We start from the raw sequence: 24,263 nt of genomic DNA, 5'->3' as shown, positions 1-24,263 counted from the left end.
TGCCCGTTAACCGAGTGAACGGCCGACGAGAAGTGCGGAACAAACTTGGGACTGGAAAAAAGCCGGAAAGCGGGGCGAAGCCACAACGGTCAGCGGCGGAGATACGGCAGGCCCGATGCGGCAAGCGTGATGTGGCAAACCATAGGCGTCAGGCGCTGCCCTCGCCCATGACCTCCTTCACCTTTCCCGCCAGTTGCTTAAGCGTGAAGGGCTTCGGCAGGAAGTGAATCCCCTCCTCTTCCCCCACACGCTGGCGGAAGCTGTCTTCGGCATAGCCGGAGATGAAAATCACCTTCAGCTTGGGACGGTCCTGGCGGACTTCGCGAACCAGGCTCGGGCCGTCGAGGCGCGGCATCACCACATCGGTGACGAGCAGATCGAGCTCGGCGAGATTGCCATCGTTGCGCAGCATATCCAATGCCGCCTCCCCCGAACGCGCCTCGTGAACCTCGTACCCTTTGTTGCGTAGCGCTCGCGCCGAGAAAGACCGCACGGCGTCCTCGTCCTCGACCAAAAGGACGCTGCCGATACCCGTGAGGTCGCGTGCGTCGCGAACTTCCGGTTCGACGACCGGCTCGCCCCGACGCAGATGACGCGGCAGGTAGATGGTGAAGGTCGTGCCTGTATCGAGTTCGGAATCGACGACAATGAAACCGCCGGTTTGCTTGACGATACCGTAGACGGTGGACAGTCCCAGGCCGGTTCCCTCCCCGACCTCCTTGGTCGAGAAGAAGGGATCGAAGATCCGGTCCAGATTTGCCTGCGAGATGCCGCAGCCGCTGTCGCTGACCTCGATCACGACGTAGTCGCCGGCTGCGACCTCCTCTCCCTTGCGCCTCTGCGGCGTCTCGAAGGCTGCGTTGTAGGTCCGGATGATCAGGCGGCCGCCGCCGGACATCGCGTCCCTGGCGTTGACGGCAAGGTTGATGATGACCTGCTCCAACTGGCCTTGGTCGGCGCGAACCTGCCCGAGATCGCGGCCATGGACCATATCCAACTCGATCGTTTCGCCGATCAACCGGCGCAACAGGTGACTGAGTTCCGCCAGAATATCGGTGACGTTGAGCATCCGCGGCTGCAGCGTCTGCTGACGCGAGAAGGCGAGCAGTTGCCGGACCAGATTGGCGGCCCGGTTGGCATTCTGTTTGATCTGCATGATGTCGGCGAAGGATTGATCGCCAGGCCGGTGGCGCAGCAGCAAGAGATCGGAGAATCCGATCATCGCGGTCAGCAGGTTGTTGAAGTCGTGCGCGATACCGCCCGCGAGCTGGCCGACGGCCTGCATCTTCTGCGACTGGGCGAACTGCACCTCCAGAGCCTTCTGCTCCGTGGTGTCGAGCAGGTGACAGACGAAACCGCCCGGCTTGCCTGCGCCGTCATCGATCACGCTCACGGAGAGCGTGCAAAGCAGTTCGCGGACGCCGCGCAAACGCAGATCAGCGGACTGACCGGGCCCCGTGCTGCTGGCCACCAGCGTCTCGCGAAGAAGCGTGCGCTCGTCCTCCGCGACCCAACGGCCGAGGGGCTGGCCGATAACATCCTGGCCCTTGAGGCCGAGCAGGGTTTCGAAGGCTGGATTGCACTCGCGCAGCCGTCCGCCGCGGTCGAGCTCGACAATGGCGATCGGCGCCTCGTCGAAGAAGCGTTTGAAGCGGCGTTCCGAGTCGGCGAGAGCCTCCGCAGCCGCACGCTCACGCGTCAGGTGACGCACCACCGAACGCGTGCGAAGCGCACCGCCTTCCTCCTCATCAGCCGCAACGGCCTGAACGATCAGCGCATCGAAGACCTCTCCGTCGCAACCACGCAGTTTCACTTCGATCTGGTCGTCGGCTTCCGCCACCGGAGCGTAGGCAGGCGTCTCCGGCCGCGGCGGCTCCGCCAGGACGTCATGCAAGGCCGCGCCGGCGACCAGATCTTCGGCCGTGCGGCCGAGCCACTCGGCGAGGGTTTGATTGACGAAGCGGAAACGGCCCTGCCCGTCCACCGAATAGAAACCGATCGGCGCGCGCTCGAACAGGTCGACCAGACGCCGTTGCTCGGCCTGGATAGTGCTCTCCATCTGACGGCGCGTGGTGATGTCGGAGACCTGCCAAAGCAGCGCGCCGCGAGGCATTCCGGCCGGCCAGACGCTGACCTCGACCCAAACCTCCTCGGGCTTGCTCGCTGTTCCCCGCAGTCTCAACTCCGCCGTCCCGCCGGCGCCGTTACGCGCGTTCGTTGCCAGCCGCGCCAAAGCCTCGGCACTGCTCTCGCTGTCACCCCCCAGCCTGGTGGGCGTCACGGCCAGACGATCGGCCAGAACGGCATCGAGCGGACGCAGCCGCCCGTCGCAGAAATCTGCGCAGGACGCATTGGCCTGCAGGATGCGGCCTTGCGCATCGAGCAGTTGATGCGGCTCGGGTAACGTATCGAGCAAAGCCCGCAACCGCATCTGGGCTTCCCGGCAGCGCCAAAGGAAGACACCGGCGACCAGGGCAGCCGATACGGCCAAACCGGCGACGGCCTGCCAGATCAACAGCGTTTCCATTCCACTGTCCCAAACCCTCCGAACAGTCGCTGCAGCGGAGTCGCAACACCGCTCGCGACAACGGTATCACAGCCACCGTACGCCCCGGCGGCACAAAGCTTAGTCAGAGAATCCATGGGTTTTTCGGGTCTCACCTCCGACCCTTGCCCTTCAGCCGCATGACGTAGCCGATAACCTGGGCCACGGCCTTGTAGTGCTCCGGCGGTACTTCTTGATCCAGGTCGACGGAGTCATGCAACGCCCGCGCCAAAGGTCTGTTCTCGACCAAGGGAATGTCGTTCTCCTCGGCGACCTCGCGGATGCGGAGCGCTAGGTGATCGATGCCCTTCGCGACGACCTTCGGCGCCGTCATGGCCTCCATCTCGTACTTCAGTGCAATGGCATAGTGGGTCGGGTTCGTGATCACGACATCAGCCGTCGGCACAGCGGCCATCATACGACCCCGCGCGCGCTCCTGCCGGATCTGGCGCAGACGCGCCTTCACCATCGGGTCGCCTTCGGTCTGTTTGAACTCGTCCTTGACCTCCTGGCGCGTCATCCGCAGCTTCTTGATGTGCTGGTAGCGCTGGAAGGTGAAGTCGATGGCCGCGATCACCGTCATCATGGCCAGCACGGCGATCAGGACGATCAGCGCCGTTTCCTGCAAGACCTCCAGCAGGACCTTCATTTCCATCTGCGCCAGTTCGTTCAGCCGGTCTCGCTTCGGCCAGATCGCCATGACGACAACGCCGGCCACCAAAGAGATCTTCAGGATCCCCTTCGCGAACTCCATGAGCGAACGGCTGGAGAACTGCCGCTTGAAGCCCTCGATCAAGGAGATTTTCGAGAGCTTCGGCTTCAGCGACTCGACCGAGAACAGCAAACCGGTCTGCAACACGCTGCCGCCCAAGGCGGCGACCAGGACCACCAGGACCACCGGGAGCAAGGCCAGACCGAGGTTGACCAGAATGTCGATCACGATCTGCCGACTGCCGTCTTCCGACAGGTCGATCAGATGCGGACGCTCGACGACGACGACCAGGGACTGCGAAATCGACTCCGCCAGCCACGGACCGAACACGCCAGCGATGGAGGCGAAAGCCAGGATCATGAACCAGTGGCCCAGTTCCTGCGACTTCGCGACCTCACCCTTCTCGCGCGATTCGCGCAGCCGTTTCGGGGTCGGGTCTTCGGTTTTTTGGGAGTCGTCTTCGCCTTCGTCGGCCATGATCTAAAAGCTCCTCCTCTCCATCATGGCAGCAGCAGATCGGTCACGGTCGACTCGAAGCCGGTGATGAACACACCCATCATGACCGGCAAGGCAAAAGCCATGACCACCAGACCCATCGCGATCTGCAAGGGCATGGCCACGAAGAAGATCTGCATCTGCGGCATCAGGCGCGCCAGGAGACCGAGGCCGAGATTGAAGATTCCGGCGACTACGATAAAGGGCGCGGCGATCTGACAGGCCAGCAGGAAGGCATGGGCCAGCACCCTGGCTATGACGTCGGACAGGTCGCCGATCGGCAGGGGCTCGCCCGGCGGAAAAAGCATGTAGGAATCGATTATCGCCGTGAAGAGCAGGTGATGCAGATCGAGGGCGAAAATCAGCAGCAGCGCGATGAGATTGAGGAAGGACCCGGTGATCGAGCCCTGCTGCGCCGAGGAAGGGTCCATGACCAAGGCGTTGGCCATGGAGGTGGAGAAAGCGATGATCATGCCGCCGATCACCAGCGCACTCATCAGCAGGCGCGCGACGGTCCCGAGAAACAGTCCGACAACCAGTTCGCCTAGAATCAGCAGAAACATCGGCGGGATCGAAGTCGGCAGGGCGGGAAGCGAGGGAGACGCGATCGGAAAGGCGATCAGCGAGATCATGAGGGCGAGCATCAGCCGGCTGCGCGCCGAAATGAAGGGTTCCCCGATCCCGGGCAGGACCATCAGAGCCGCACCGATCCGCACGAACACCAACAGCAGGCCGAAGACGTGGGCCGGCAGTAGCGCTTCGAACAGCGGCGTTTCCAGCATCGGCGCCCGCTAGCCCAAGGACACGATGCGGTCCATCAGCGTGACCGTGAATTCGCTGAGCACCGTCAGCATGAAGGGCGCCAGTCCCATCAGCGCAAGAAAAAGCGCCAGGATCTTGGGCACGAAAGAGAGCGTCATTTCCTGCATCTGGGTCAGGGCCTGGAACAGCGAGATAAACAGGCCGATGATCAAGGCGATCACCAGGGAAGGTCCGCCGACCTTGAGCGCGACCCAAATGGCCTCGCGCGAGACCTCGATCACGTCGACCGCTTCCATCCAATGACTTCCCGACCGCCTTGCTGATACCGAAACCGCTTGTCCGATCAAACGCCGGGTCGAACCCCGGGAGCGGCTTTGCTAGATCGGCATCCGAAGGATGTCTTGGTAGGCTTGGACGGCGCGGTCGCGCAGGGTCACGACGGTCTGCAAGGTCATTTCCGCCTTGCTGACGGCCACGACCACGTCGTTGATGTCGGCTTGGCCGGCCGCGGCTTTCAGGCTCGCGGTCTCGCCTTGCTGCAGGCGGTCCTGCGCCGCTTCGGCGGCGTCCCGCACCATAGCGGCGAAGTCGGTTGCGCTGCCCGCCTGGGGCGCAAAGCCGTCGCCGTTCGCGGCGCCGCCGTCGAGCGGACGCTGTTGGGCCCGCTGATAAGCGGTCAGCGCTTCGGTAAGGTTCACGCTCATCGCTCGGCTCCGACGATCCGGCTCGCCCGGCTCGCCCCTCTCTGAAATCCCGCCCCTCCTGGACCGGGTGGCAGCCGCCCTCTTGGCGGCTGGTTGAAAGCGTTACACCGGCGAGCCAGTGTCGGATCGCGTCGCGCGGCTAGCGCAGGATCGCGATGGTCTGCTCCAGCATCGCCCGCGACGACTGGATGACTCGCAAGTTGGCCTCGTAGGACCGCTGCGCCTCGCGCATGTCGGACATCTCGATCAGTGAGTTCACGTTCGGCATCAGGACATATCCTTCGCCGTCGGCAGCGGGGTGACCTGGATTGTAACGCCGGCTGAACTCCGATTCATCGACACCGACGTCCTTCACTTTCACCAATTCGGCGTCCAGTGCGCGGTCGAGTTCGTTGGTGAAGGTGACCATCTTGCGCCGAAAGGGCTCTGCGCCCGGCGTCTGGCCGGTCGAGCTGGCATTGGCGATATTCTCGGAGATCACCCGCAGCCGGGTGCCCTGGGCGCGCATGCCCGAAGCCGAGATGTCCAGCGTCTTGTAAAGATCCATGCCTAGCTACCCTCCCTTTCCGGTCGCGCCTCAACCGCCGCCTTAACCACCACGGCCAAGCGCAGTCGAGAACATCCGCAGGTGCTTGCTGTAGAGGTTCGTCATGGTTTGATAGTCGATCTGCGTCTGCTGCACTTTGACGAGTTGTTCTTCCAGCACTACGGCGTTGCCCGAGGGCGCCGTCTCATAACGATCGCGCGGCTTGTGCTCGCGCGCCTGACCATTGCCCGTACTGGCCGGCGTCAGATGCTCCGGATCCGTGCGACGCGGCTGCACGATGGCCAGCTGTCCGCGAATCATGCGCTCGAACGGGCCCTCGCGAAGATCCTTCGCGGCGAAACCCGGCGTATCCGCGTTCGCGACGTTTTCCGACAGCACCTTCTGGCGCTGGGCGAGCCAGTCCATCTTACGCGCGATAACGTCAAACAGGCCGGGGCGTTCCGCCACGGGCAGGACCTCCATCTACGGCAACGTCGGCGTATAAAGAACTCGGTAGAGCGCCAACGAGTTAGCCTCGAGTGTCTGCCCCGGCTTGTTAATATCTAGTAAAGCAGGTTAAATCGCGGTGATCCGGCTGGATCGGACCTGAATACGAGTCGAGTTGACGGCAGGAATCTCAGCGCACCATGCTGTACCTTACGCGCAAAATTGGAGAGTCCGTCGTTATCAACGACGACATCGAGGTGACTGTCGTCGACATCCGCGGCAAATCCATCAAGCTGGGTTTTACCTTCCCCCCGGAAGCCAGCGTCTTGCGGCGAGAAATCTACGAACGTATTCAAGAGGAAAATCGGGCGGCGGCAGGCGGCAGCGACGCCTTGGCCGATGTGCTGGGCGGCAGCCGAACGCTTGCTGCAAAGCCGTCAACGGATCAAGCAGCCGTCGAAAAGACGACCCTCAACAAGAAATCCGCCGACGAAGCGCCGGCGGAAAAGGCCCCTCAGTCGTCACGTCAAGACTGACGCCGTCCTCTCCTTAGGATTGGGGCCGTATTGCGAGAGGGCCGGCGGCGACATCTGATTTCGAACGTCTACAGATAACCCGCAATGCGGAAACCGAAGAACCCCATTCCGATCGCGGACACGACGAGGCCGAGCCCAGCCAAACCGACGAGCGTGAAAGCCAGGCGCTGCCGGAGACGCCAGGCAGTCATGCCGGGTAACCAGCAAGCCAGGGCTAGAATGAAGGTCACGCCGCCGAACAGCCAGATGGCATTAACGTGTCAGATGATCGTTCACGCGGTCGTTCAGACCGATCCGGCCCTCGTCGATCAGCCGTGCGACCGCCATAGCGGTGAACCACTTGCTCACCGACCCCAGACGGAAGCGCGTGGCGGCGGGATCGACCGGAACCGTCTCCGACACACCTTCGTGCCCGTAGCCGCGCAGCCAGGCCTCCTCGCCGGGCCGCACGATCGCGATCGACGCGCCGACGTAGGGCGCCCCACCCCTTTCCGGATCGAAGAGCCGGTCGACCAAAGCCTCGACGGACGGCAGTTCCGCCAGGGCCGACCGATCGACTCTGGTGACGACCGGCCGGCCCTGAGTCAGGAGAAGATAAACCAGCCGCACGCTCAGCAACGCGCAGCCGAGCAGAACGACAGCAGTGATGCGCATGCTAGAACCTGACCGTCAGACCGCCGGAGAAGGTCCGGGGAGCCCCCGGCAGAGCATCGAACAGAAAGTTCGGAGCCGTGGCATACTCTTCGTCGAAAATGTTCTCGACACGCAGGAACAGCCCAACGTTCTCGATCGGCTCGTAGCTGGCGAAGAGATCGAAGCGGTGATAGCTCGGCACCGTCTCGGACGGCAGATCGTCCGCATCGTCGATGACAAAGACCGCACCATTGGCCGGGTTCACGATCACGTCCGGCTGGCGCAGGTTCCTGGTCCGGCGCTCGCCCTCGAAAACCCAGCTTCCGCCCACACTCAGGCCGTCGAAAAAGCCCTCGTCGAAGCGATAGCGGGTCAGCAGGCCGATCTTATGCCGCGGGACGCCTTGCAAGTCGCTGCCGGCTTCCTCGAAACCCTGACGGACGTCCGCATCCGTAAAGGAGTAACTGAAGAGAACGTCCCACTGATCGGTCAGGCCGCCCGTCAGCTCCAGCTCCACACCGCGGCTGCGGTGCTCACCGTCGTCGCGCGCACGTCCCGCCGCCGGGTTGGCGACATCGAAGCTGGCTGGATCCAGGTAAATCAGCCCCGTCTCCTTCTGATGAAAAAGCGCGAGCGTAGCGGAGAGACGGCCGTCGAACCACTCCTGCTTGACGCCTGCCTCGAAGAGCTGGAACTCGGTCGGCGGCAGGACTTCTTCGGTGATCGGATCGACGCGGATCGCATCGGGCTCTGCTCCGAAGCCCTCACGGTAGTTCCCGTAGAGGGACAAAGTCGGCGTCGCCTTGTAGACGAGGCCGAACTGCGGTTGAAAACTGTCGCCGTCGAAGATCGTCTTTTCATTCGCCACGAGATCGTCGGACTCGACGCGGAAGCTTGTGTAGCCAGCGCCGATCAGGAACTGCCACCGCGGCGAAATCTCGATGCGGTTCTGAGCCGAGAAACCGAGATAACGCCCCTCCACGTCCCGAGAAATGCGGACGTTGGCATCGGCGCCGCACTGACCGTAGACCGGGTTCGAGACGCTGATGTCACAGGGGTCGGCATAGTAGCTTGCGTTGGTAAAGTTGAAGCTGCTGCGGCGATCGCGGTTCTCCTGCAGGGAACTCCGGAAATCCGTGCCGAAGGTCAGGTTATGGCGCATGTCGGCGAAGTCGACCGTTCCGTCGAGAACCACGTCGGCCGAGTAAGCCCGGCGTTCCTGATCCCGAATGAAGCGGTTGCGGAAGATGGTATCGCCGGCCACGACCGCATCCGTGGCGACCGCACCGGGACCGAGCAGCGGCAACGGCGTACCGGCGTCGAAGGAAAACGGTGCCAAAGCCCGACTGTCGATACCCTCGCCCTCCAACGTCTGACGATTGAACCCGACACGCCCGGTCACGCTCCAGGCATCGCCCAGGAAGTGCTGCAGCGTGACCTGCGCCGACTGGGCGGCGTTTTCGGTGTCGCCGACCTCCGGTTCGCTGAAGTTCGTGTCCACAGAGGCCGCAAGGTCGCCTCCGACGATGGGAGTACCGCGGTCGAAGGGGGCATTGCGTTCCGTGATTTCCCCCTCGACCAGGACCGAGGTATCGCCCGTCACGTCCCACCGCACACTTGGAGCGACCGCATAGAAGTCGCGCGTGACGAAATCCCGGAACGTGTCCTCGTACTCACCGGCGGCATTCAAACGGAATGCCAGCGCCCCATCCTCGGTCAAGGGCTGCGAGACATCGACCGTGCCCCGGAAACCGCCGTCCTGGTTCTTGCCGGATAAGCGGGTCTCCGCGAAAGGCTCGTAGAGAGGGCGTTTGGTGACGACATTGACCTGAGCCCCCCCGCCGCCGCTGCCGTAGAGTGCACCGCTTGGACCGCGCAGGGTTTCGACCCGCTGAACACGATAGCTGTCGGTGATCCCCAGAATGCCCCGGCGCGTTCCGTTGATAAGAATATCCGACTCGAAACCGCGCGACAGAAAGCGATCGCGCGTTCCTCCGAAGTTGTTGCCGCGAGTCAGGCCTGGAACGATATCGGCGATGTCCTCGAGCAGCTGCACGTCGGCCGCTTCAAGAACATCCTGCGTAACAACGGAGACTGAAGCCGGCGTGTCCAGCAGGGGAGCGTCCGAACGGGTCGCCGTGGAGGCGTTGCCGGCCCGGAACCCATCGACGGGATCGAAGAAGGTGCCATAGAAGGTCGATCCTTCGATACGCAGCGTGTCCAGTTGAACGGCACTGCCCTCCGTACCGCCCGGAGCGGTCGTCGGAAACAGGGTGATCGCGCCGCTGTCCGCCCGCGTGTAGCCGAGTCCCGTTCCGGCCAGCAGCAGCGCGAGCGCCTGCTCCGGGTTGTAGGTGCCGACGACTTCGGCAGCCGTCTGTGCGGCCGCAAGGCGCGAGTCGAAAAGGAGTTCCAGACCGCTCTGCTCCGCAAACTCCAGAAGCGCCGATGACAGTGGTTGGGAAGGGATCGAAAAACTGCGCGCCTCTTGCTCCTGTGCCGCTGCCGGAGCCACGAGCGTCACGCCGGCACCGCAAACACCGAGCATCATACTGAGAATCACCGCACTTGCCTGAGTCTTCACGCCCTACCCCTCGCCCCCTACCTCTGTTGCCCTGTCGACGCTTTCGCGAATGCGTCAAAATCGCAATTCCCAGTAAGCAGACGCCTTGGGCGGCAAGGACCATTACAGCGAGGAAGCAGAAAAACTCCGGCAGGCCCGGTGGCACAGAGACGTCTGCCGCGCCCCGAACGCCTGCAACGTCCGCACGATCGCTTGCGAGGACGCCTGTACGGAGCTGTCCCTCTGGAGCGGATGCCAAGCAGTCGCCGGACTACGGGGCGGCTCAAACGGATCCGTCGCCGTTCTAGGACGGCGGGTCGGCGAAAACGAAGGTCAGTCGGTCGCCCAACCGGACCAATCGAACCGGAAGCGTTTCTTCGATCGTTTCGAGCACCGCATCGACCCGCGTAATGGAAAAAGCGCCGGTCACGGGAATCTCGGCGATCGAAGCGTCCACGATCACGATGCGGCCACGCCGATAGCGGTCAAGCTCACGGAAAGCGTCGTCAAGCGAGGTCTCGTCGAAGACCAAACGTCCGCTTCGCCAGGCCAAGGACGTTCCGATGTCGCTTCGCTCGAACGGGCGAACTCCGCCCGCCGCGACACCCACGCCCTCGCCGGCGGCAACGACGGTCGGCTGCAGATCCGGCCCGGAAACCTCGACACGGCTGGACGTCACGACGACGTCGAACGTCCGGTCGTGCCGCCTCACGGAAAAGGAGGTTCCCAGAGCTGTCGCGGTCCCAAAGCCGGCGTCCACGACAAAGGGACGCTCGGGATCGGCTGAAATCTCGAAGTAGACTTCGCCGGAGTGCAGCAGCACGCGACGGCGATCCCCGGTGAAGTCGACCGATAGACTGGACCCGGTGTTCAGATGCAGCCTGGATCCATCCGCCAGATCGACCTGCAGGTGCTCGCCCACCTCCGTATCGTAATCCGGCTGGGGACCGACACCCGCCAGGGCGAAGACTCCCACGGCAAGTACGACAAGGAACGACGCCGCCAAAGCCATCGGCCGCAGGGCAGTCGGGCGGCTCGAGCTGTCTCTGACTCTCGATATCCGAGCAAAGGCCGCCTTTCCAGAGTTTCGGGACCGGCGCTGGCCGAAACGGGAGCCCGGGCTTGGCTCTGGGCGTGAGGTGACATGATCGAGATCCGCCCAGAGCCGCTCGACATCGCTGTAGGCTTTCGCGTTCTGCGGACTCGATTCGAGCCACCTGCGAAAGGTCGCCACCTCCGCCTGAGACAAGGCCTCGTCGCGCAGGCGGACAAACCACTCAGCCGCGGCCTCTTTCGCTGCTTGTCCATCTCGATCAGACATTAAGAAGGGCTCGGTCAATCCGCCTGTTGCGCAGGAGTGGTTCCTTGCCTGCCGTCACCGCATAAGACGTATCGGAGGCACAGCGGCATTATCTCAAACCGGCCATCCGCGAGTCACGCGATGTCGGAGAGGCTGTCGCGGCAGTGTGCCAGCGCGCGCATCATATGAACCATCACCGTGTTTTTGCTGATGCCGAGCCGCAGCGCAATCTCACCGTAGCTCATACCTTCGAACTTGTGGAGGAGCAGCACCTCGCGTTGCCGGCGCGGCAAGCCCTCGATCGCGCGTTCGAGGTGACCGACCTGATCCTTTGCCAGCAGGGTCCGTTCCTGGCCGGGCCTCCGGTCGGCAACCGCATCGGATCGATCTGCCGTGACAGGTTGGGGCCGCTTCTTCTGATCGCGATAGTGGTCCGTTACGAGGTTGGACGCGATTCGATAAAGATAGGCGCGCGGGCTCTCGACGGCGCGCGAAGGATCGGCGCCGATCAGCCGAACGAAAGCTTCCTGCGTCAGATCGGCCGCGGTTTCGACGCAGCTCAATCTGCGTGTCAGGTAGCCTTGAAGCTCCTGCCCATACTGCAGATAGAGGTCTTGAACGTCACTGTTCCGCACCGTCTGCCAGGTACTCCCTGAATTTCCCCGACGTTCTCTATCGTGAATGCGAATAATTCGCAATCGCGATATGTCAGAAGAGCGAGATCCTGGGGTCTCAGCGCCGGTAAGCCTCCCTTTTCAGCTGTCGGACGAGGAGGCCTGCCCAACCGTTTCCGGATCGATCCCGCAAGATGGTCGCTTGCCTATGAAACGGCGGCGACGTCAACAGCCTAAAAAGCATTTGTTAATCATGTTACGCGAAGCTGTGCCCTGCAATTCGACGGCTACGCGAGCGGACCCGCCAAGTTCGCCCGAGCCGAGTTAGCTGCTGACGGCAGCAGGTGTGTCGGGGGCCTCACGTGAGCAGTAACACTGCAGTCATCTTGGACCAACTCGACCGCATATCCGGTCGGATGGAGTTAGCGCGGCGCCAAGTCCAAACCGGGCAGGCGATCGAACTCACGCCCCTGGAGGCTGAGATCGACCACATCTGTTCCAATATCGCGGCTCTGCCCAACGACGAGCGCGTGGCATTTCATCGTCCCCTCACCGGCCTGATCAGCGAGTTGGACGACTTGACGCAGTTACTGCGTGCCGGGCTGGAGCGAATCGCGAAAGACCTCACCGAAAACAGCCAACGCCGCCAGGCGACGGCAGCCTATGGCAAACCGAACGGACCGTCGCGCGGGTCTAGAAGCTAGATGCAAGTCACCGACTACTTCAATTTCGTCGCGGCCTTGGCGCTGGTTCTAGCGTTGATCCTGGGTCTCGCCTGGGCCGTCAAACGCTTCGGCCTGGGCGGCGCCATGACACGCAGCCTGCCCGCCGGCGGCGGGCGGCGTCTTGCGGTGGTCGAGGTCCTGACACTCGACGCACGCCGCAAGATGGTCCTGGTCAAGCAGGACGACCGCCAACACCTGCTTTTGCTCGGTGCGAACAGCGACCTTGTGATCGAGAGCGGCGCGGCCCGCGAGACGCAGGGGACAAGCGCGTGAGGCGATCGCCGGCAATCTGGAGCGCGCTGCTGATCGCGGCTGTTGTCGCGACCCTGCCCGCGACGGCCTTCGCACAGGCCTTGACGTTCGATTTCGGCGCCGCGACGGGCAGCCAGACGCAAACGCTTCTCCAGCTCATCGCGCTGGTGACCATCCTGTCGCTGGCCCCTTCGATCCTCGTGATGGTCACTTCTTTCACAAGAATCGTGGTGGTGCTGTCCTTCTTGCGTAGTGCGCTCGGTATTCAACAGACACCGCCGAACTCCGTTCTCATCTCCCTGGCCTTATTTCTGACCGCTTTCATCATGATGCCGACCCTCGAGGCGATCTACGAGGAGGCCCTCGTCCCGCTGCTGGCCGAACAAATCGATACCCTTGAGGCAATCGATCTGGCCTCCGGCCCCCTACGCGCGTTCATGCTGCTCCATGTGCGGCCGGAGGACCTGCAGCTCTTCATCGATATCTCGGGCGTGGAGACACCGGCAACGCCGGAAGAAACGCCGATGCGCAGCCTGATCCCCGCCTTCATGATCAGTGAGCTGCGCCGCGCCTTCGAGATCGGTTTCCTGCTGTTCTTGCCGTTTCTGGTCATCGACATGGTGGTGGCTTCGATCCTCATGTCGATGGGTATGCTGATGCTGCCGCCCATCATGATCTCGCTGCCCTTCAAGCTGATCTTCTTCGTTCTGGTGGACGGCTGGTATCTGGTCGCCGGCTCCCTGGTCCAGAGTTACGGGGGCTAGCATGACGATGGCGGGGACGCGCAGCGGGAGCGGCACCTACGAAGTGCAAGTCTATGCCAACGGCCACTGGCGCACGGTCGGAGCCTTCGACGACCGCTTGCTGGCGATCGACGAAGCCAAAGAGCTGGCGGAAAACCCACGCTTTCTGAGCGTGAAAGTCATCAGTGAAAAGTTCGACGACCTGCGCAGCCTCTACGTGCAGCAGACCATCTTTCGGTCGGCATCCCTGCGGGACGAAAGACCGGAGTTCAAGGAGAAACAGGCGGAAGACATCTACAAGCGGATCGGCAAGCGCCATCGCGAAAAGCTGGGACGACAGCGCGCACTGCAGGAAGTCCGAAGGGCCGAACGCCGTGAACGTTGGTCGTCGACCGGCTTCACCCTCAACATGACAATCCGCTTTCTTCTGATCCTCGGGCTCGGCCTGGGGGCTCTCTACTGGCTTCTGACCCAGTACTGAAGCTTAGGGCCGCCGTGCCCTAAGACTGATGCTAAGCCGATCCAGGCGACACACCCGACATCGGCCTGCGGAGTACTGTCCGCAGGCTGAACCTATTCGAAGCCGTACCTTCCCCAGCTACCGGGCTCGAGCGACCCGGGTACCGCCAGGCGAGGAAGGAAGTCCGCGAAGCAAAGTCCCGGGGCGACGGCTAGTTGAGGTCGCTCAACTGAGTTTCGCTCAATCGCTCTCTGTAGTTCGCCATGAAGGCCTGCACCCGGTCGACTTGAGCCAGTTGCTGGGCGATGGTGGCGACGCTGTCCGGATCCAACTCCTCGGCAAGAAGCGCGAAGGCCTCTGCATGCGGTCCAGCCGCCATGGTCTCACCCCACGCGCCGCGCAACTCCGTCAGCCGAGCCTGGTCGCCCGCAAGGGTAAAGGCGACGGCCAGGTTCAATACCTGACCACTGATCGCGGGATCGAGCGGCGCATCAAGAGGCGCCGCAGCCGGTTCCGGCAAGGTTGCACTCAGTGCGACCGCCGCCGCCGCCCAATCCCGTTGTGCCCAGAGGATTTCGGCACGCAAGCGCAGAGCATCGAGGCTTTCGTCGCCCTGGAGCAGGGCCAAACCTTGGTCCGCCCGGTCGAGATCCGAAAGCGCGCGCGCCCGAAGATGACGGCGTTGCTGCCGCAGTTCGTCCGTAAGATCCGCTTGATCCGACATCTCGAGAGCGTCAAGCGCTTCGCGCGGTTGCCGATCGAGAAGACGGATCAGCGCCAGTCGCGTACCGACCCGCGCCTTGTCTTCCCCCATCAGTCGGAACTCGACCTGGTCTTCCAGCAGTTCGCTCGCCCGAGGCAGAAGATCCACCGCGACCAGGCGGTCCGCCAGTTCTTCGATCAGGCGGTTGCCGCGATCTCCCGCCGGCGTCAACTCCCGGAACTCCTCATAGAGAGAGAGCGCCGTGAGCGGCGGCAGATCCGGTCGGTCGGGTCCCAGGAAGACGCGTGCAAAGAGAGTGCGAAGCTGTTCCGCGGCAGCCTCGGCTCTCGGCGTCCCGGGGAAGTAGGTGGCGGCTTGTCGGAGCGCTCGAAGCGCCTCGCGCCACCGCCCTTCCTGCTCATAGAGATCGGTCAGTCTCTGCAGCAAAGCGAACTCGAAACTGTCGCCGCGCCAGGCGAATCTTAGCTGTTCCAAGCGCTCGATCGCCTCGGCTGCGGGCAAGTCGCCGGCGGCGAGAGCCCGGTCGATAAGGGCCAGGCGCGCCTGCACCGTCGGAGCGCCAAGACCACTGGCGGCGAGGCGTTGCAGAATCTGTTCGGCCTCATCCTCCTCGCCTTCGGCCGCCAGCAAAAGGGCCTGCAGGAACTCGTAGCGCGCCTTTTCCAGATCGGTGATCAGAGACTCCTCGATCTGCTCGAGGCGCAGAGCGGCCGCACCGATGTCACCCGCTTCCAAAGCCGCTTCTGCGGCCGCCAGACCGAGGCGAACCCGGACCGGCCGCGCGTAGTCTTCGATCAACGGATGAGTCTCTGCAAAGAGCCCGCCCGCCGCCGGCCAGTCTTGCGCTTCGGCGGCCAGTGCCGCCCGCCAGACATCCGCCTCGGCTTCACCGAGCAAGGCAGGCTCCGCCAGCAGGGTTAGGGCGCCGGCGTGATCGCCTGTCATGAGACGGCTCGCCGCTTCCATCAACATCAGCTGCGGGTCGGCGCGCAGATTGGGATTCTCCCGCTGAATCAACGTAAGGGCCCCAAGAGTCTCGCTCGTCAGTCCATGGGCGAAATAGAAACGGGCAAGGTCCAGCCGCGCCAAACCCAGTTCATCCCCTTGGGCCTGAACCACAGCCCGTTGCAGCGCCTGCCGCTGGTCATTGAAGTCCTCGGGCCCGCCCAGACGCCACGCCGCCAGATCGAAAAGGCGGGGGCGCGTGACGGCGGATTCGGAGACCTGTTGCGTCGCATCCTGCGACGCCCCCGGAGACAGAGGCGAAGCGATGACGACGCCGTCATCCGCGAGCGTGACTTCGAGCGGCTCGAAATGCGGAAGGACTGCGATACCTTGGTAAGTCGCCAGAAGATCGAAGCCCGGAGTTTGCCGGTCCTCGAAAACCGCCTCGCCCTCGCGAGCGAGCGGCACCAGGAGCAGCCGGTCTCCGCTGCCGGGGTCGTCCAGACTGAGGATAGAGCCTGGCCGGTCCACAGCGACGCGAAGGCTTGCCGAACCGTTCTGTTCCTCGACGATCAAAGGGGGGGTGCCGGAGGATTCGGCTCCGGCCCGATGAAACTCGACCAACCAGCCATCACCGTCACGCCAAAGGCGGGACGCATAGAGATCAGCCTCGTCGAAGCGCAGCAGGACACCTCCCTCGACGGGTTCCGATCGCGCTGCGCCCAGCTCCGGTGCGAGAGCCGTCACCGCTTCAACCAGATCGACAGGCGCAACCCGGTCGAAACCGAGCAGCAGCGCCGCACCGCGCCGCAGCGCCACGGCGCCGACCCGCTCGGACCAAGCGAACCGCAGCAGCACCGGCGGAGTCTGCGAAGTCCGGGCACCGGGCGACGGGCGCCCGTCCAAGTCGGGCAGCAGTTCGCGTGTCACGAAGCCACGTTCCCGATCCGTCGGCGCACTCGGCCCAGCCGCTTCGGGCTGCGCATCTGCAGAGGGAGTGACCGTAGGCTGCGACGGGGGTCTCGGATCTTCGTCCTCCGACGCCGGGTCCGGGCTTTGCGCTTCGTCCCGCTGCTCCAAAGCCGGGTCGGGGGACGTCGAACTGGCCGAAACGGGCGGTACCAAAGGTGTGGGCGCACCCAGCGCCACTTCGGTCTCGCGCGCGACCGTTTGAGACATCTCGGGCTCGGTCGGATCTGCCGCTGGCTGCGACGGAGCTACGACCGGCTGGGGGTTCCCTTCGGCGGGCCGCAGGAGATCGACCACCACCCGAGGACCGTCGGTGAAAGCCCTCAGGCGCGTACCTGGCACATATTGCAGTAGGACGGAGAGTTCACCGTCCGCCCGGCGGTCTTCGAAGCGCCGCAGCAGGCTGGGCGGCTTGGCTTGCAAGCGGCTCACGTCAAGACGGGCTGCGCGTTCGAAGACAATCGAGCCGCCGGCCACATCCTGCTCGATGCGGTAACCGACTGGAGTCGGCCAGTCGAACACCAGCCGCTCGAACTCGTTGTGCTCGCCCACGCGCACGCGGATCTCGGGCAAAACTTGCGGTTGGATGTCGGTCTGGGCCTGTCCATCGGTCTGGGCCTGTCCATCGGTCTGGGCCTGCCCATCGGTCTGGACCTGTCCGGCGGCTGGCAGTCGCGGTGCCGGACGGGCGGACTGCTGCGAGGCATCCTGCAGCACGTCGACCACCACCTTCGTGCCAAGCCTGAAGGTCTCGAGGCCATAAGCCTCTTTGAGGTCGAAAACGAGACTGCGCCCATCACCCGCAGCCTCCACCGCGTCCAAGTAGCCGAACAGATGGCGTTCGGCGGAGGCCGTGTCGAAGACCGCCGGGCGATCGAAAGTGACGATCAACTGGCCGTTTTCAATGCGCGCACCGTACTCGACGGGAGACGTCCAGTCGAACACCAGGCGACCGAAGTCGGCGTGGACACCGCCGCGAACCGCCACGCTGTCCTGCGCAGCCGCAAGGGTCGGCGCCAAGATCACCAGCACCGCGAAGAGACGAGCCAGCATCACGGCTCCCCCGCACTCTCGTGGATCAGGATCTCGACCCGGCGTGCAAGGGCAAGCGCCTCGACTGAACTCAACCCGTCCGGCAGTGCGTCGAACCTCGTCTCGCCGTACCCCAGCACCGTCAGTTCGCCTTCGACACCAGCCGCGCGCAACAAGGCGCCGACCGCCGCCGCGCGGGCAAGCGACAGCTCCCAGTTCGACACGAAGGGTCCGTTGCGAATGGCGGTCGGATCCGCATGACCGGCAACCTCGACGACGTTATCGATATGCCGGAGAAGTCCACCCAGTTCGAACAAGGCCGCGCGTGCATCGGCCTTCGGCGTGGTCGTGCCGGGGGCGAAGAGCAGTTCGCTAGGGAAGGAAATATTTAGATGATCGGTTTTGCGCAGAATCCGCGCTTCGCTCAAGACCGATAACTCATCCAAACGGCTCTGCAGCAGAGTTGCGAGGTAATCGAGGTTGGCACCGGGCGCCACTTGGACGCTGGGCATATCCAGCATCTGACTCGGCTGAGCTACCGACCGCGGACCCAGGGTTTGAAGCTCCTGCGCCAAGCTGTTGGTGAGGTCGCGCCATCCGCCCGCCTGGACCGACATCATCGCGAAGAGCATCACGAAGAAGGTCAGAAGCAGCGCGATCAAGTCCGTGAAGGTGACCATCCAGGTCTGCTGGTTCGACCTTGACCCCCTCATCGCCTCGGCTGCCTCAGGCAGTGGCGGTATCTCCTGCTGAAGCGTCACGACCCTTCCTCCGGAGCGCTGGAGGGCGGCTGGTCGGACGCGCGCAGGATCAAGCGGGTGCGTCCCTCGAGTCCGGGCAAGAGGCCGACCGACAGATCCGCCGAGGGCACTCCACGGCGGGCGAGGTCTCGCGCCAGGATTCCGGCCCTGCGCAGCGCCAGTTCCGAGGGACGCGAAGCGATGAGAGAGAGGTCGTTACGCGGAACGCCGATCAAGACTTCCAGCCGGGCATCCACCGCATCCGGGCGCTCGGGTCCCAACGCGCGTGCCAGTCTGCTGAAAAGAACGGCCGGTCCGGCCTGAAGCTCCGGTTCGCCGTTTCGAAAAAGGCTGTCGGTCGTGAGCTCGATCCGTAACTCTCCGAGGATATCGTTCCGGTCCACACGTACGGCCGGAAGCGTGGACGAGAAGAGATTGCCGACGCGCGCAGCCAGTTGGGCGCTGCCCGATATGGGACCCAGCGCGGCATCGGTCGGCGAGAGATCTTCTTCGGCCAGAACCTGACCATCGAAGGCGTCGTTGATGGATCCGACGACCAGAACGACTTTCTCTTCCTCGAAGTCGGAGATCGCGGTCAGCAGAATAAAGAAAGCCAGCAGCAACAGCTTGAGGCTGAGCAGCGCGACGATATTGGGGTCGGAACCGACCGTTTTGCCGTGACGCCGAGGCAGGCGCATGACCTCTCCGCGACGTTAGTCGAAGCTAGCGAGCAGCGCGTCGATATCATCTTGACTGATCGCGTTATCAGTCATTTGCGGTCCATTGAGCAGATCGGCGTCGGACGGCGGGTCATCGGTCTTCGGCTTCTCAGTCTTGGCCGCCCGAGCCTTGGCCGCCTCGATCTGACCGTCCTGGCCGAACGCGCCCAGCAAGGCGTGGACCTTCTCTTCGATCTGGGTCAGCGTACTGACAACCTTCTTGATGCGCTGACCCGTGATGTCCTGAAATCCGCAGGCTTCGTACACCTGAGTGACCGCGTCGACGACTTGCTCGGAAACCTCCTGCGGCATCTGACTGGTCAGGCCTTCGATCGTCTCGACCGACTCCATGATGGTGTTCGTCGCCTGCTCGGTCGCGCCAACCACCGCCTCCAGTTCCTCGCCGGCGACCGGAATGTGTTCAGCCGTAATCTCATCCGGACGCAAGCACGCGATCTCTTCCCGTGCGCGCTGGATATAGACAGCCAACTGCTCGATCTCGGCGTAAAGCTTCAAGTTGACCGAGGAGAGGTCGCCGTCAGCCGAGGTCATGATCGCCTCGACCACATCGACCAGATCCTTTGGATCGATCTTAGGGTGACGCCGGCCGAACTCGGCCAGGCGCGCCTGCAAATCGTTCTGTTGAGCCAGCGCGGTCATGCTCCGGCCTCCCTTGCGCCTCTGATTAGAAATTGCCTATGACGGCACTGAGCTTCGTCTTGAGCGTGGCGGCGTTGAAAGGCTTCACGATGTAGTTGGTGACACCTGCCTGCTTGGCGGCGACCACGTTCTCCGTCTTGCTCTCAGCCGTGATCATGACGAAAGGCAGACCAGAGAGCTGACCGTCGGAGCGCACCTCTTTCAGCAACTGAAGGCCACTCATCGGCTCCATGTTCCAGTCGGAGATAACCAGCGAGTAGCTCTTGTCGCGGAGCTTCTGCAGCGCCATAGACCCATCGGTTGCCTCGTCGACATTGTCGAAACCGAGTTGCTTGAGCAGGTTGCGAATAATCCGAAGCATCGTCTTGTAGTCGTCGACGATTAAGATCGGCATGTTCATGTCGACGGCGCTCATATCCTTCTCCTGAAGCAGTCGTCGGGTGTCGCCTACGCGCGTTTGACCCGAAAGGTTAGTGACTGAAAACGACACTATCGGTTTGGTCTTAATACCAGGTAAAAACGCTTCTTCTTTCGTAACTTACTCTGGCACCTGTCTCCGATTTTTTGGATCTACTGGCGTGGGATCGGCAAATCTCGGCGCTGCGCCAGTTCGAGCGTGACGGCCTTTGCCTTCGTCGGATTCATTTCGGCCAGGATCGGGGCCGTCTTCCGTTCCTTCATGTTCTCCACGACGTTCAAAAGCACCGCCATTTCGAGTTCTTCGAAGATCCGGGCCGCATCCTTCGGCTTCATGGCCTCATAGATCTTGACCAGGGAATCGAGTTGGGCCTGCTCCTGCTCGTCGTGGGCGACGAGCAGTTCCTCGATGGTCGACTGGAGCTGCTCGAGCTCGGTAATCTTCTGTTCGATGCGCGCTTCGGCAGCAGTCAGCAACGCCTCGCGCGTCTCCAACTCCGCTTCGCGTTGTTCGAGTTCGGCGCGTCGCTCCGAGAGAGCTTGCAGAAGCTCGATCTCGCTGTCGGTCAAGGCGAAGGGGTCGGTCGGCAAGGCGCTCAACAAAGCCTGGCTGTCCATTGTCGGCGGGTCCGTCGCCTCGACGTTCGAGAGGGCGTCGGACGGCGCGGCCGGCGGCTCGGTAGGAACCGGCAGCGGATCGGTCGGAGCCGCAGCGGGCGGCGCCTCCTGTGCAACGGCAGCTACACCTTCGCGGACCGCCTCCAGGCGAAAGCCGAGAGTCACGACCGCAACGGCGATCACAAGTGGGAGTAAGCGAACACGCATCTTCTTGGCCTCTTGTCCTTCCTGGAACCGATCAACGCACGCGGTCGAGCGTACGCAGAAGCTGAGCCTCGGGCGAGTCAGCTGGAGCCGCGGCCGGAGCCGGGGCTGGAGAGGTCACACTGGTTTCGGTCTTCTTGATCGAACTGCTCACATCATGCTCGAGCCGATCGGCCAGACGCCCCCCTCTATCGATCATGAAGGCGAGATCGTCGGCCAGCTTACGTGCCTCCTCGACCCGGGCCTCGGCATCGGAGACCCGCTGATCGAGAGTGCCACTGGCTTGCTCGGCACGTTCGTGCAGCGCAGTGACACCCTGCTCGGCCTGTTGCGTCGCCTCGGCGAACTCGCCGATGAGACGCTCCATCTCCGAGCGCGAATTGCGCAGCTCGGTAAGTTTGCGATTGAGAATGACAGCGTAGGCGATCGTCGCCATCAGCAAGGCTGCCAGGGCACCGTCAAAGATCAGGGAGAAGCTCAAGCGTCGTCCTCCTCGTCGGTTTGGCGGACCAGCTTATCGGCGATACGCACGGCGATCTGGCCGCTGCGTCGCCCCATGTTACCGTTGAACATCGCAGCTTCACCGCAGTGCAGATGCACTTTCGAATGCGGTGTGCAGTTCAGTTCCAGGCGACTGCCGACCGTCCAGTTCAGAACGTCGCCCAGTTTCAACTCGACCGTATCCAGAACCGCCTGCAGATTGACTTCGGTCTGCCAGAGTTCGGCGGTGAGGTGGCCTTCCCAAATCGAATCGCGGCCGAACTTCTCGCCCATGAACATCTGCAGCAACAACTCGCGGACCGGTTCGATCGTGGCATAGGGCAGCACCAACTCGATCCGGCCGCCGCGATCTTCCATGTCGATCCGCAGCTTGGTGACAATGGCGGCGTTACCGTGGCGCGCGATCGCCGCGAACCGGGGATTGGTTTCCAGCCGCTCGAAGCGGAAGGTGACCGGAGACAGGGGATCGAAGGCGGCCGAAAGGTCGGAGAGCACGACATGCATCATCCGCTCGACCAGATTGCGCTCGATCGTCGTATAGGGGCGCCCCTCGATCCGCATCGCCGCAGTGCCGCGGCGACCACCGAGCAGCACGTCGACGATGGAGTAGATCAAGGCACTGTCGACCACCATGAGGCCGAAGTTGTCCCACTCCTCCGCCTTGAAGACCGCGAGCATGGCCGGTAGCGGGATCGAGTTGAGATAATCGCCGAAGCGGGCCGAGGTGATGTTGTCGAGACTGACCTCGACGTTGTCGGACGTGAAGTTCCGCAAGGAGGTCGACATCATGCGCACGAGGCGGTCGAAGACGACCTCGAGCATCGGCAGACGTTCGTAAGATACCAAGGCGGAATTCAGGATCGCCTTGATGCCGTGACCGTCTTCTTCGGCACCGTCGCCGTCATCGACACCCAACAGGGAGTCGATTTCGCTTTGGTCGAGCACCCGGGACGACCCGACACCCATGGCCGCGGCCATGGGATCGTCTTCGTCCTCACCGTCCTCCTCGGATTCGGCCATAGCCTCCCACTCGGCCATCATGGCCTCCTGGTCGACCTCCTCGTCCGCCGTTTCCTGTCCGTCTTCGTCAGCCATGCCTGCGCCCCATCGGCCTATTGCACCAGCATCTGCTTGAAGAGTACGTCGCGCACCTCGATCGGATGAGCGGCAGCATTCACCCGCAACAGCAACTCCTCGCGCAAACGCTGCAAGCCGGCCGAACCGCTGAGATCCTCGATCCGAAGCTCGCGCAGATACACTTGAAAGGAGTCGATAATCCGCGGTTGGACTTCCTGAATACGGGCCATGTCCTGATCGGACGTGAGTTCAAGCGCCACCGACAGCTTCAGGAAGCTGGAGCGGCGTCCGCCCGTGTTGAGATTGACCAGCATATCCGGCAGGTCGTGGAAGATGGCCGCGTGGGCCTCTTCCTTTTGCTCTTCCACTTGCTCTTCCGCGGCCGGTTCCTCGCCGCCACCGAAGACACCCATGAAGTAGGCACCTGCGCCACCGCCGATAATCAGCAGCAACGGCACCACGACGAATAGAACCAGCTTCTTTCCGCTGAGCCCACCCTTGCGCGGCAGCGCCTCGACCTCGACGTCCTCGTCCTGACCGTCCATCGTCTGTTCGGCCATGACCTCGGCCCATCCCTCATCCTGAGCAACCGGCAGTCCATTCCGCCGGTAGTGTAGGGCGCACCCTAGGGCTCGTCTGGTTAACAGGCCGTTGACCTACGGCAGAGACGTCCCTTCTCACGGGCAAAACTTGCCGACCGTCCCGCCCGGGCGGCCGTCGATGAGGTCTCGCCGCCTCCAAACAGCGCAGTTTTCCTGGAGTAGCCGTCTTGGCATGCGATCTGCATAGAGGTTGGCGTCCGACAGGCTGCACCCCAATGACAGCCCGCGGACACCAGACCCAAGTCGAAGACTGGACGGAAAAGAGTTCGATCGATGGAAACCCCAGGGTACGTCGCCCTATCGCGTCAGGCCGCTTTGCGCCGCGAATTGGACGTCATCTCCAACAACATCGCCAACATGGACACCCCCGGCTACCGCGGCGAGTCCATGCTGTTCGTCGAATACCTGGCCAATACGAAGGACAAGGTTCCCGCCGGACTGCGCAAGATTTCCTACGTGCAGGACATCGCCACGGTGCGGGATCTGAGCGAAGGGGCCAAGACAGCGACGGACAACCCGCTCGACCTGGCCATCAGCGGCGACGGCTTCTTCGCCGTGGAGAGCGAAAACGGCGAGCGCTACACCCGCAACGGCGCCTTCATGCTGGACGCGGACGGCCAGATCGTCACCACTTCAGGCCTGCCTCTGCTGAACGAGGCCGGTCAGCCGATGGTGGTGCCGGATACGGCCGGACGGATCGACGTGGCCCGCGACGGGACGGTGTCCTATCACGAGCAGGCTGGCGGCGATGCCGTCCAGGTCGGTCGGATCCGTCTGGTTCAGTTCGAAAACGAATACGCCCTGAAGAAGGACGCCGACGTCCTCTTCCGCGCCGACGATCAGGCTGCCTTGCCGGCCGACGGCAGCGAGATCCTCCAGGGCTTCATCGAGAAATCCAACGTCAAGGGCGTGGTCGAGATGACCAAGCTCATCCAGACCGTCAACAGCTACCAGTCCGCCGGCAAGATGGTTGAGTCCGAGCACGAACGTCAGCGCCGGGCCATCCAGACCCTGGCAGGCCGCTCGGCCTAGACGACA

The 24,263-nt window shown here is 63.1% G+C and carries 27 protein-coding genes and 1 pseudogene; 6 read left to right on the top strand and 22 right to left on the bottom strand.

Going from position 1 to position 24,263, the window contains the following annotated elements; genetic code table 11:
* Positions 1–148: 148 nt before the first annotated feature.
* From DBZ32_RS15275 to DBZ32_RS15245, 7 genes are all read right to left on the bottom strand, one after another.
* Entirely contained in the window at positions 149–2,527 is a 2,379-nt protein-coding gene (locus DBZ32_RS15275) for a PAS domain-containing hybrid sensor histidine kinase/response regulator (protein WP_119168053.1), read from the bottom strand.
* A gap of 130 nt (positions 2,528–2,657) precedes the next feature.
* Entirely contained in the window at positions 2,658–3,734 is a 1,077-nt protein-coding gene (gene flhB, locus DBZ32_RS15270) for a flagellar biosynthesis protein FlhB (RefSeq protein WP_119168052.1), read from the bottom strand.
* Positions 3,735–3,757: 23 nt separating this feature from the next.
* On the bottom strand, positions 3,758–4,534 hold the full coding sequence (gene fliR, locus DBZ32_RS15265; protein WP_119168051.1) for a flagellar biosynthetic protein FliR: 777 nt from the start codon (positions 4,532–4,534) through the stop codon (positions 3,758–3,760).
* Between the two features lie 9 nt (positions 4,535–4,543).
* On the bottom strand, positions 4,544–4,810 hold the full coding sequence (gene fliQ, locus DBZ32_RS15260; protein WP_119168050.1) for a flagellar biosynthesis protein FliQ: 267 nt from the start codon (positions 4,808–4,810) through the stop codon (positions 4,544–4,546).
* Between the two features lie 81 nt (positions 4,811–4,891).
* Positions 4,892–5,218: a flagellar hook-basal body complex protein FliE gene (gene fliE, locus DBZ32_RS15255; protein ID WP_119168049.1), complete on the bottom strand. Its 327-nt coding sequence runs from the start codon at positions 5,216–5,218 to the stop codon at positions 4,892–4,894.
* Positions 5,219–5,357: 139 nt separating this feature from the next.
* Positions 5,358–5,765, bottom strand: coding sequence for a flagellar basal body rod protein FlgC (gene flgC, locus DBZ32_RS15250; protein WP_119168048.1), 408 nt, complete (start codon positions 5,763–5,765; stop codon positions 5,358–5,360).
* Positions 5,766–5,807: 42 nt separating this feature from the next.
* Positions 5,808–6,212 carry a flagellar basal body rod protein FlgB gene (locus tag DBZ32_RS15245; protein WP_235830219.1) on the bottom strand — a complete coding sequence of 135 codons (405 nt, stop codon included), beginning with the start codon at positions 6,210–6,212 and terminating at the stop codon, positions 5,808–5,810.
* Between the two features lie 179 nt (positions 6,213–6,391).
* Between DBZ32_RS15245 and csrA the strand changes: the two genes are divergently transcribed.
* A complete protein-coding gene (gene csrA, locus DBZ32_RS15240) occupies positions 6,392–6,727 on the top strand; it encodes a carbon storage regulator CsrA (RefSeq protein WP_119168046.1) in 336 nt (111 codons plus the stop codon).
* Positions 6,728–6,795: 68 nt separating this feature from the next.
* Here the strand turns inward: csrA and DBZ32_RS22310 are convergent, their stop codons facing one another.
* From DBZ32_RS22310 to DBZ32_RS15220, 6 genes and pseudogenes are all read right to left on the bottom strand, one after another.
* Positions 6,796–6,957, bottom strand: coding sequence for a hypothetical protein (locus DBZ32_RS22310; protein ID WP_208539248.1), 162 nt, complete (start codon positions 6,955–6,957; stop codon positions 6,796–6,798).
* Between the two features lie 22 nt (positions 6,958–6,979).
* Entirely contained in the window at positions 6,980–7,381 is a 402-nt protein-coding gene (locus DBZ32_RS15235; RefSeq protein WP_119168045.1) for a serine hydrolase domain-containing protein, read from the bottom strand.
* A 1-nt stretch (position 7,382) separates the two neighbouring features.
* Entirely contained in the window at positions 7,383–9,944 is a 2,562-nt protein-coding gene (locus tag DBZ32_RS15230; RefSeq protein ID WP_119168044.1) for a TonB-dependent siderophore receptor, read from the bottom strand.
* A 283-nt stretch (positions 9,945–10,227) separates the two neighbouring features.
* The gene (locus tag DBZ32_RS15225) at positions 10,228–10,935 is read right to left on the bottom strand and encodes a FecR family protein (RefSeq protein WP_235830218.1); all 708 of its coding nucleotides are present in this window, start codon (positions 10,933–10,935) and stop codon (positions 10,228–10,230) included.
* A gap of 162 nt (positions 10,936–11,097) precedes the next feature.
* Positions 11,098–11,244 (bottom strand): annotated as a pseudogene (locus DBZ32_RS22850) (FecR/PupR family sigma factor regulator); the annotation flags it as partial.
* A gap of 113 nt (positions 11,245–11,357) precedes the next feature.
* The gene (locus DBZ32_RS15220; protein ID WP_162906777.1) at positions 11,358–11,858 is read right to left on the bottom strand and encodes an RNA polymerase sigma factor; all 501 of its coding nucleotides are present in this window, start codon (positions 11,856–11,858) and stop codon (positions 11,358–11,360) included.
* A 341-nt stretch (positions 11,859–12,199) separates the two neighbouring features.
* Between DBZ32_RS15220 and DBZ32_RS15215 the strand changes: the two genes are divergently transcribed.
* Genes DBZ32_RS15215 through DBZ32_RS15200 form a run of 4 tightly spaced genes read left to right on the top strand, consistent with a single transcriptional unit; the run spans position 12,200 to position 14,038 of the window.
* Positions 12,200–12,541, top strand: a complete 342-nt coding sequence (locus DBZ32_RS15215) for an amidinotransferase domain-containing protein (RefSeq protein ID WP_162906776.1) — start codon at positions 12,200–12,202, stop codon at positions 12,539–12,541.
* Positions 12,542–12,835, top strand: coding sequence for a flagellar biosynthetic protein FliO (locus DBZ32_RS15210; protein WP_119168040.1), 294 nt, complete (start codon positions 12,542–12,544; stop codon positions 12,833–12,835).
* Positions 12,832–13,578 carry a flagellar type III secretion system pore protein FliP gene (fliP, locus tag DBZ32_RS15205; RefSeq protein WP_119168039.1) on the top strand — a complete coding sequence of 249 codons (747 nt, stop codon included), beginning with the start codon at positions 12,832–12,834 and terminating at the stop codon, positions 13,576–13,578. Before DBZ32_RS15210 ends, fliP begins: the two co-directional genes overlap by 4 nt.
* Position 13,579: 1 nt before the next feature.
* The gene (locus DBZ32_RS15200; RefSeq protein ID WP_119168038.1) at positions 13,580–14,038 is read left to right on the top strand and encodes a hypothetical protein; all 459 of its coding nucleotides are present in this window, start codon (positions 13,580–13,582) and stop codon (positions 14,036–14,038) included.
* Positions 14,039–14,228: 190 nt separating this feature from the next.
* Here DBZ32_RS15200 and DBZ32_RS15195 read toward each other — a convergent pair whose 3' ends face one another.
* The 9 genes from DBZ32_RS15195 to DBZ32_RS15155 form a co-directional block, all read right to left on the bottom strand.
* Positions 14,229–17,708 carry a hypothetical protein gene (locus DBZ32_RS15195; RefSeq protein WP_119168037.1) on the bottom strand — a complete coding sequence of 1,160 codons (3,480 nt, stop codon included), beginning with the start codon at positions 17,706–17,708 and terminating at the stop codon, positions 14,229–14,231.
* Positions 17,708–18,448 (bottom strand): OmpA/MotB family protein, encoded by a 741-nt coding sequence (locus DBZ32_RS15190; protein WP_119168036.1) that lies wholly within the window; start codon positions 18,446–18,448, stop codon positions 17,708–17,710. Before DBZ32_RS15190 ends, DBZ32_RS15195 begins: the two co-directional genes overlap by 1 nt.
* Positions 18,445–19,125 (bottom strand): hypothetical protein, encoded by a 681-nt coding sequence (locus tag DBZ32_RS15185; protein WP_119168035.1) that lies wholly within the window; start codon positions 19,123–19,125, stop codon positions 18,445–18,447. Before DBZ32_RS15185 ends, DBZ32_RS15190 begins: the two co-directional genes overlap by 4 nt.
* A gap of 15 nt (positions 19,126–19,140) precedes the next feature.
* Positions 19,141–19,806 (bottom strand): protein phosphatase CheZ, encoded by a 666-nt coding sequence (locus DBZ32_RS15180; RefSeq protein WP_119168034.1) that lies wholly within the window; start codon positions 19,804–19,806, stop codon positions 19,141–19,143.
* A gap of 25 nt (positions 19,807–19,831) precedes the next feature.
* Positions 19,832–20,221 carry a response regulator gene (locus tag DBZ32_RS15175; protein ID WP_119168033.1) on the bottom strand — a complete coding sequence of 130 codons (390 nt, stop codon included), beginning with the start codon at positions 20,219–20,221 and terminating at the stop codon, positions 19,832–19,834.
* A gap of 155 nt (positions 20,222–20,376) precedes the next feature.
* Positions 20,377–21,048 (bottom strand): MotE family protein, encoded by a 672-nt coding sequence (locus DBZ32_RS15170; RefSeq protein ID WP_119168032.1) that lies wholly within the window; start codon positions 21,046–21,048, stop codon positions 20,377–20,379.
* A gap of 31 nt (positions 21,049–21,079) precedes the next feature.
* Positions 21,080–21,526: a DUF6468 domain-containing protein gene (locus DBZ32_RS15165; RefSeq protein WP_119168031.1), complete on the bottom strand. Its 447-nt coding sequence runs from the start codon at positions 21,524–21,526 to the stop codon at positions 21,080–21,082.
* Entirely contained in the window at positions 21,523–22,641 is a 1,119-nt protein-coding gene (gene fliM / locus DBZ32_RS15160; protein WP_119168030.1) for a flagellar motor switch protein FliM, read from the bottom strand. The genes DBZ32_RS15165 and fliM overlap by 4 nt, the downstream gene beginning before the upstream one ends.
* A gap of 17 nt (positions 22,642–22,658) precedes the next feature.
* A complete protein-coding gene (locus DBZ32_RS15155) occupies positions 22,659–23,183 on the bottom strand; it encodes a flagellar basal body-associated FliL family protein (RefSeq protein ID WP_119168029.1) in 525 nt (174 codons plus the stop codon).
* Positions 23,184–23,498: 315 nt separating this feature from the next.
* Here DBZ32_RS15155 and flgF point away from each other — a divergent pair, with 315 nt between their 5' ends.
* Positions 23,499–24,257 (top strand): flagellar basal-body rod protein FlgF, encoded by a 759-nt coding sequence (flgF, locus tag DBZ32_RS15150; RefSeq protein WP_119168028.1) that lies wholly within the window; start codon positions 23,499–23,501, stop codon positions 24,255–24,257.
* Positions 24,258–24,263: the final 6 nt, after the last annotated feature.

The organism is Algihabitans albus, assembly GCF_003572205.1.
Lineage (GTDB): Bacteria > Pseudomonadota > Alphaproteobacteria > Kiloniellales > DSM-21159 > Algihabitans > Algihabitans albus.
This window is presented reverse-complemented; position numbering and strand designations above follow the sequence as displayed.

What these genes read in the sequence shown, in the direction of transcription:
- DBZ32_RS15275 (WP_119168053.1), bottom strand. Translation starts at nt 2,527, where the DNA reads ATGGAAACGCTGTTGATCTGGCAGGCCGTCGCCGGTTTGGCCGTATCG.
- flhB (WP_119168052.1), bottom strand. Translation starts at nt 3,734, where the DNA reads ATGGCCGACGAAGGCGAAGACGACTCCCAAAAAACCGAAGACCCGACC.
- fliR (WP_119168051.1), bottom strand. Translation starts at nt 4,534, where the DNA reads ATGCTGGAAACGCCGCTGTTCGAAGCGCTACTGCCGGCCCACGTCTTC.
- fliQ (WP_119168050.1), bottom strand. Translation starts at nt 4,810, where the DNA reads ATGGAAGCGGTCGACGTGATCGAGGTCTCGCGCGAGGCCATTTGGGTC.
- fliE (WP_119168049.1), bottom strand. Translation starts at nt 5,218, where the DNA reads ATGAGCGTGAACCTTACCGAAGCGCTGACCGCTTATCAGCGGGCCCAA.
- flgC (WP_119168048.1), bottom strand. Translation starts at nt 5,765, where the DNA reads ATGGATCTTTACAAGACGCTGGACATCTCGGCTTCGGGCATGCGCGCC.
- csrA (WP_119168046.1), top strand. Translation starts at nt 6,392, where the DNA reads ATGCTGTACCTTACGCGCAAAATTGGAGAGTCCGTCGTTATCAACGAC.
- DBZ32_RS15235 (WP_119168045.1), bottom strand. Translation starts at nt 7,381, where the DNA reads ATGCGCATCACTGCTGTCGTTCTGCTCGGCTGCGCGTTGCTGAGCGTG.
- DBZ32_RS15225 (WP_235830218.1), bottom strand. Translation starts at nt 10,935, where the DNA reads ATGGCTTTGGCGGCGTCGTTCCTTGTCGTACTTGCCGTGGGAGTCTTC.
- DBZ32_RS15210 (WP_119168040.1), top strand. Translation starts at nt 12,542, where the DNA reads ATGCAAGTCACCGACTACTTCAATTTCGTCGCGGCCTTGGCGCTGGTT.
- DBZ32_RS15200 (WP_119168038.1), top strand. Translation starts at nt 13,580, where the DNA reads ATGACGATGGCGGGGACGCGCAGCGGGAGCGGCACCTACGAAGTGCAA.
- DBZ32_RS15195 (WP_119168037.1), bottom strand. Translation starts at nt 17,708, where the DNA reads ATGCTGGCTCGTCTCTTCGCGGTGCTGGTGATCTTGGCGCCGACCCTT.
- DBZ32_RS15185 (WP_119168035.1), bottom strand. Translation starts at nt 19,125, where the DNA reads ATGCGCCTGCCTCGGCGTCACGGCAAAACGGTCGGTTCCGACCCCAAT.
- DBZ32_RS15180 (WP_119168034.1), bottom strand. Translation starts at nt 19,806, where the DNA reads ATGACCGCGCTGGCTCAACAGAACGATTTGCAGGCGCGCCTGGCCGAG.
- DBZ32_RS15175 (WP_119168033.1), bottom strand. Translation starts at nt 20,221, where the DNA reads ATGAGCGCCGTCGACATGAACATGCCGATCTTAATCGTCGACGACTAC.
- DBZ32_RS15170 (WP_119168032.1), bottom strand. Translation starts at nt 21,048, where the DNA reads ATGCGTGTTCGCTTACTCCCACTTGTGATCGCCGTTGCGGTCGTGACT.
- fliM (WP_119168030.1), bottom strand. Translation starts at nt 22,641, where the DNA reads ATGGCTGACGAAGACGGACAGGAAACGGCGGACGAGGAGGTCGACCAG.
- DBZ32_RS15155 (WP_119168029.1), bottom strand. Translation starts at nt 23,183, where the DNA reads ATGGCCGAACAGACGATGGACGGTCAGGACGAGGACGTCGAGGTCGAG.
- flgF (WP_119168028.1), top strand. Translation starts at nt 23,499, where the DNA reads ATGGAAACCCCAGGGTACGTCGCCCTATCGCGTCAGGCCGCTTTGCGC.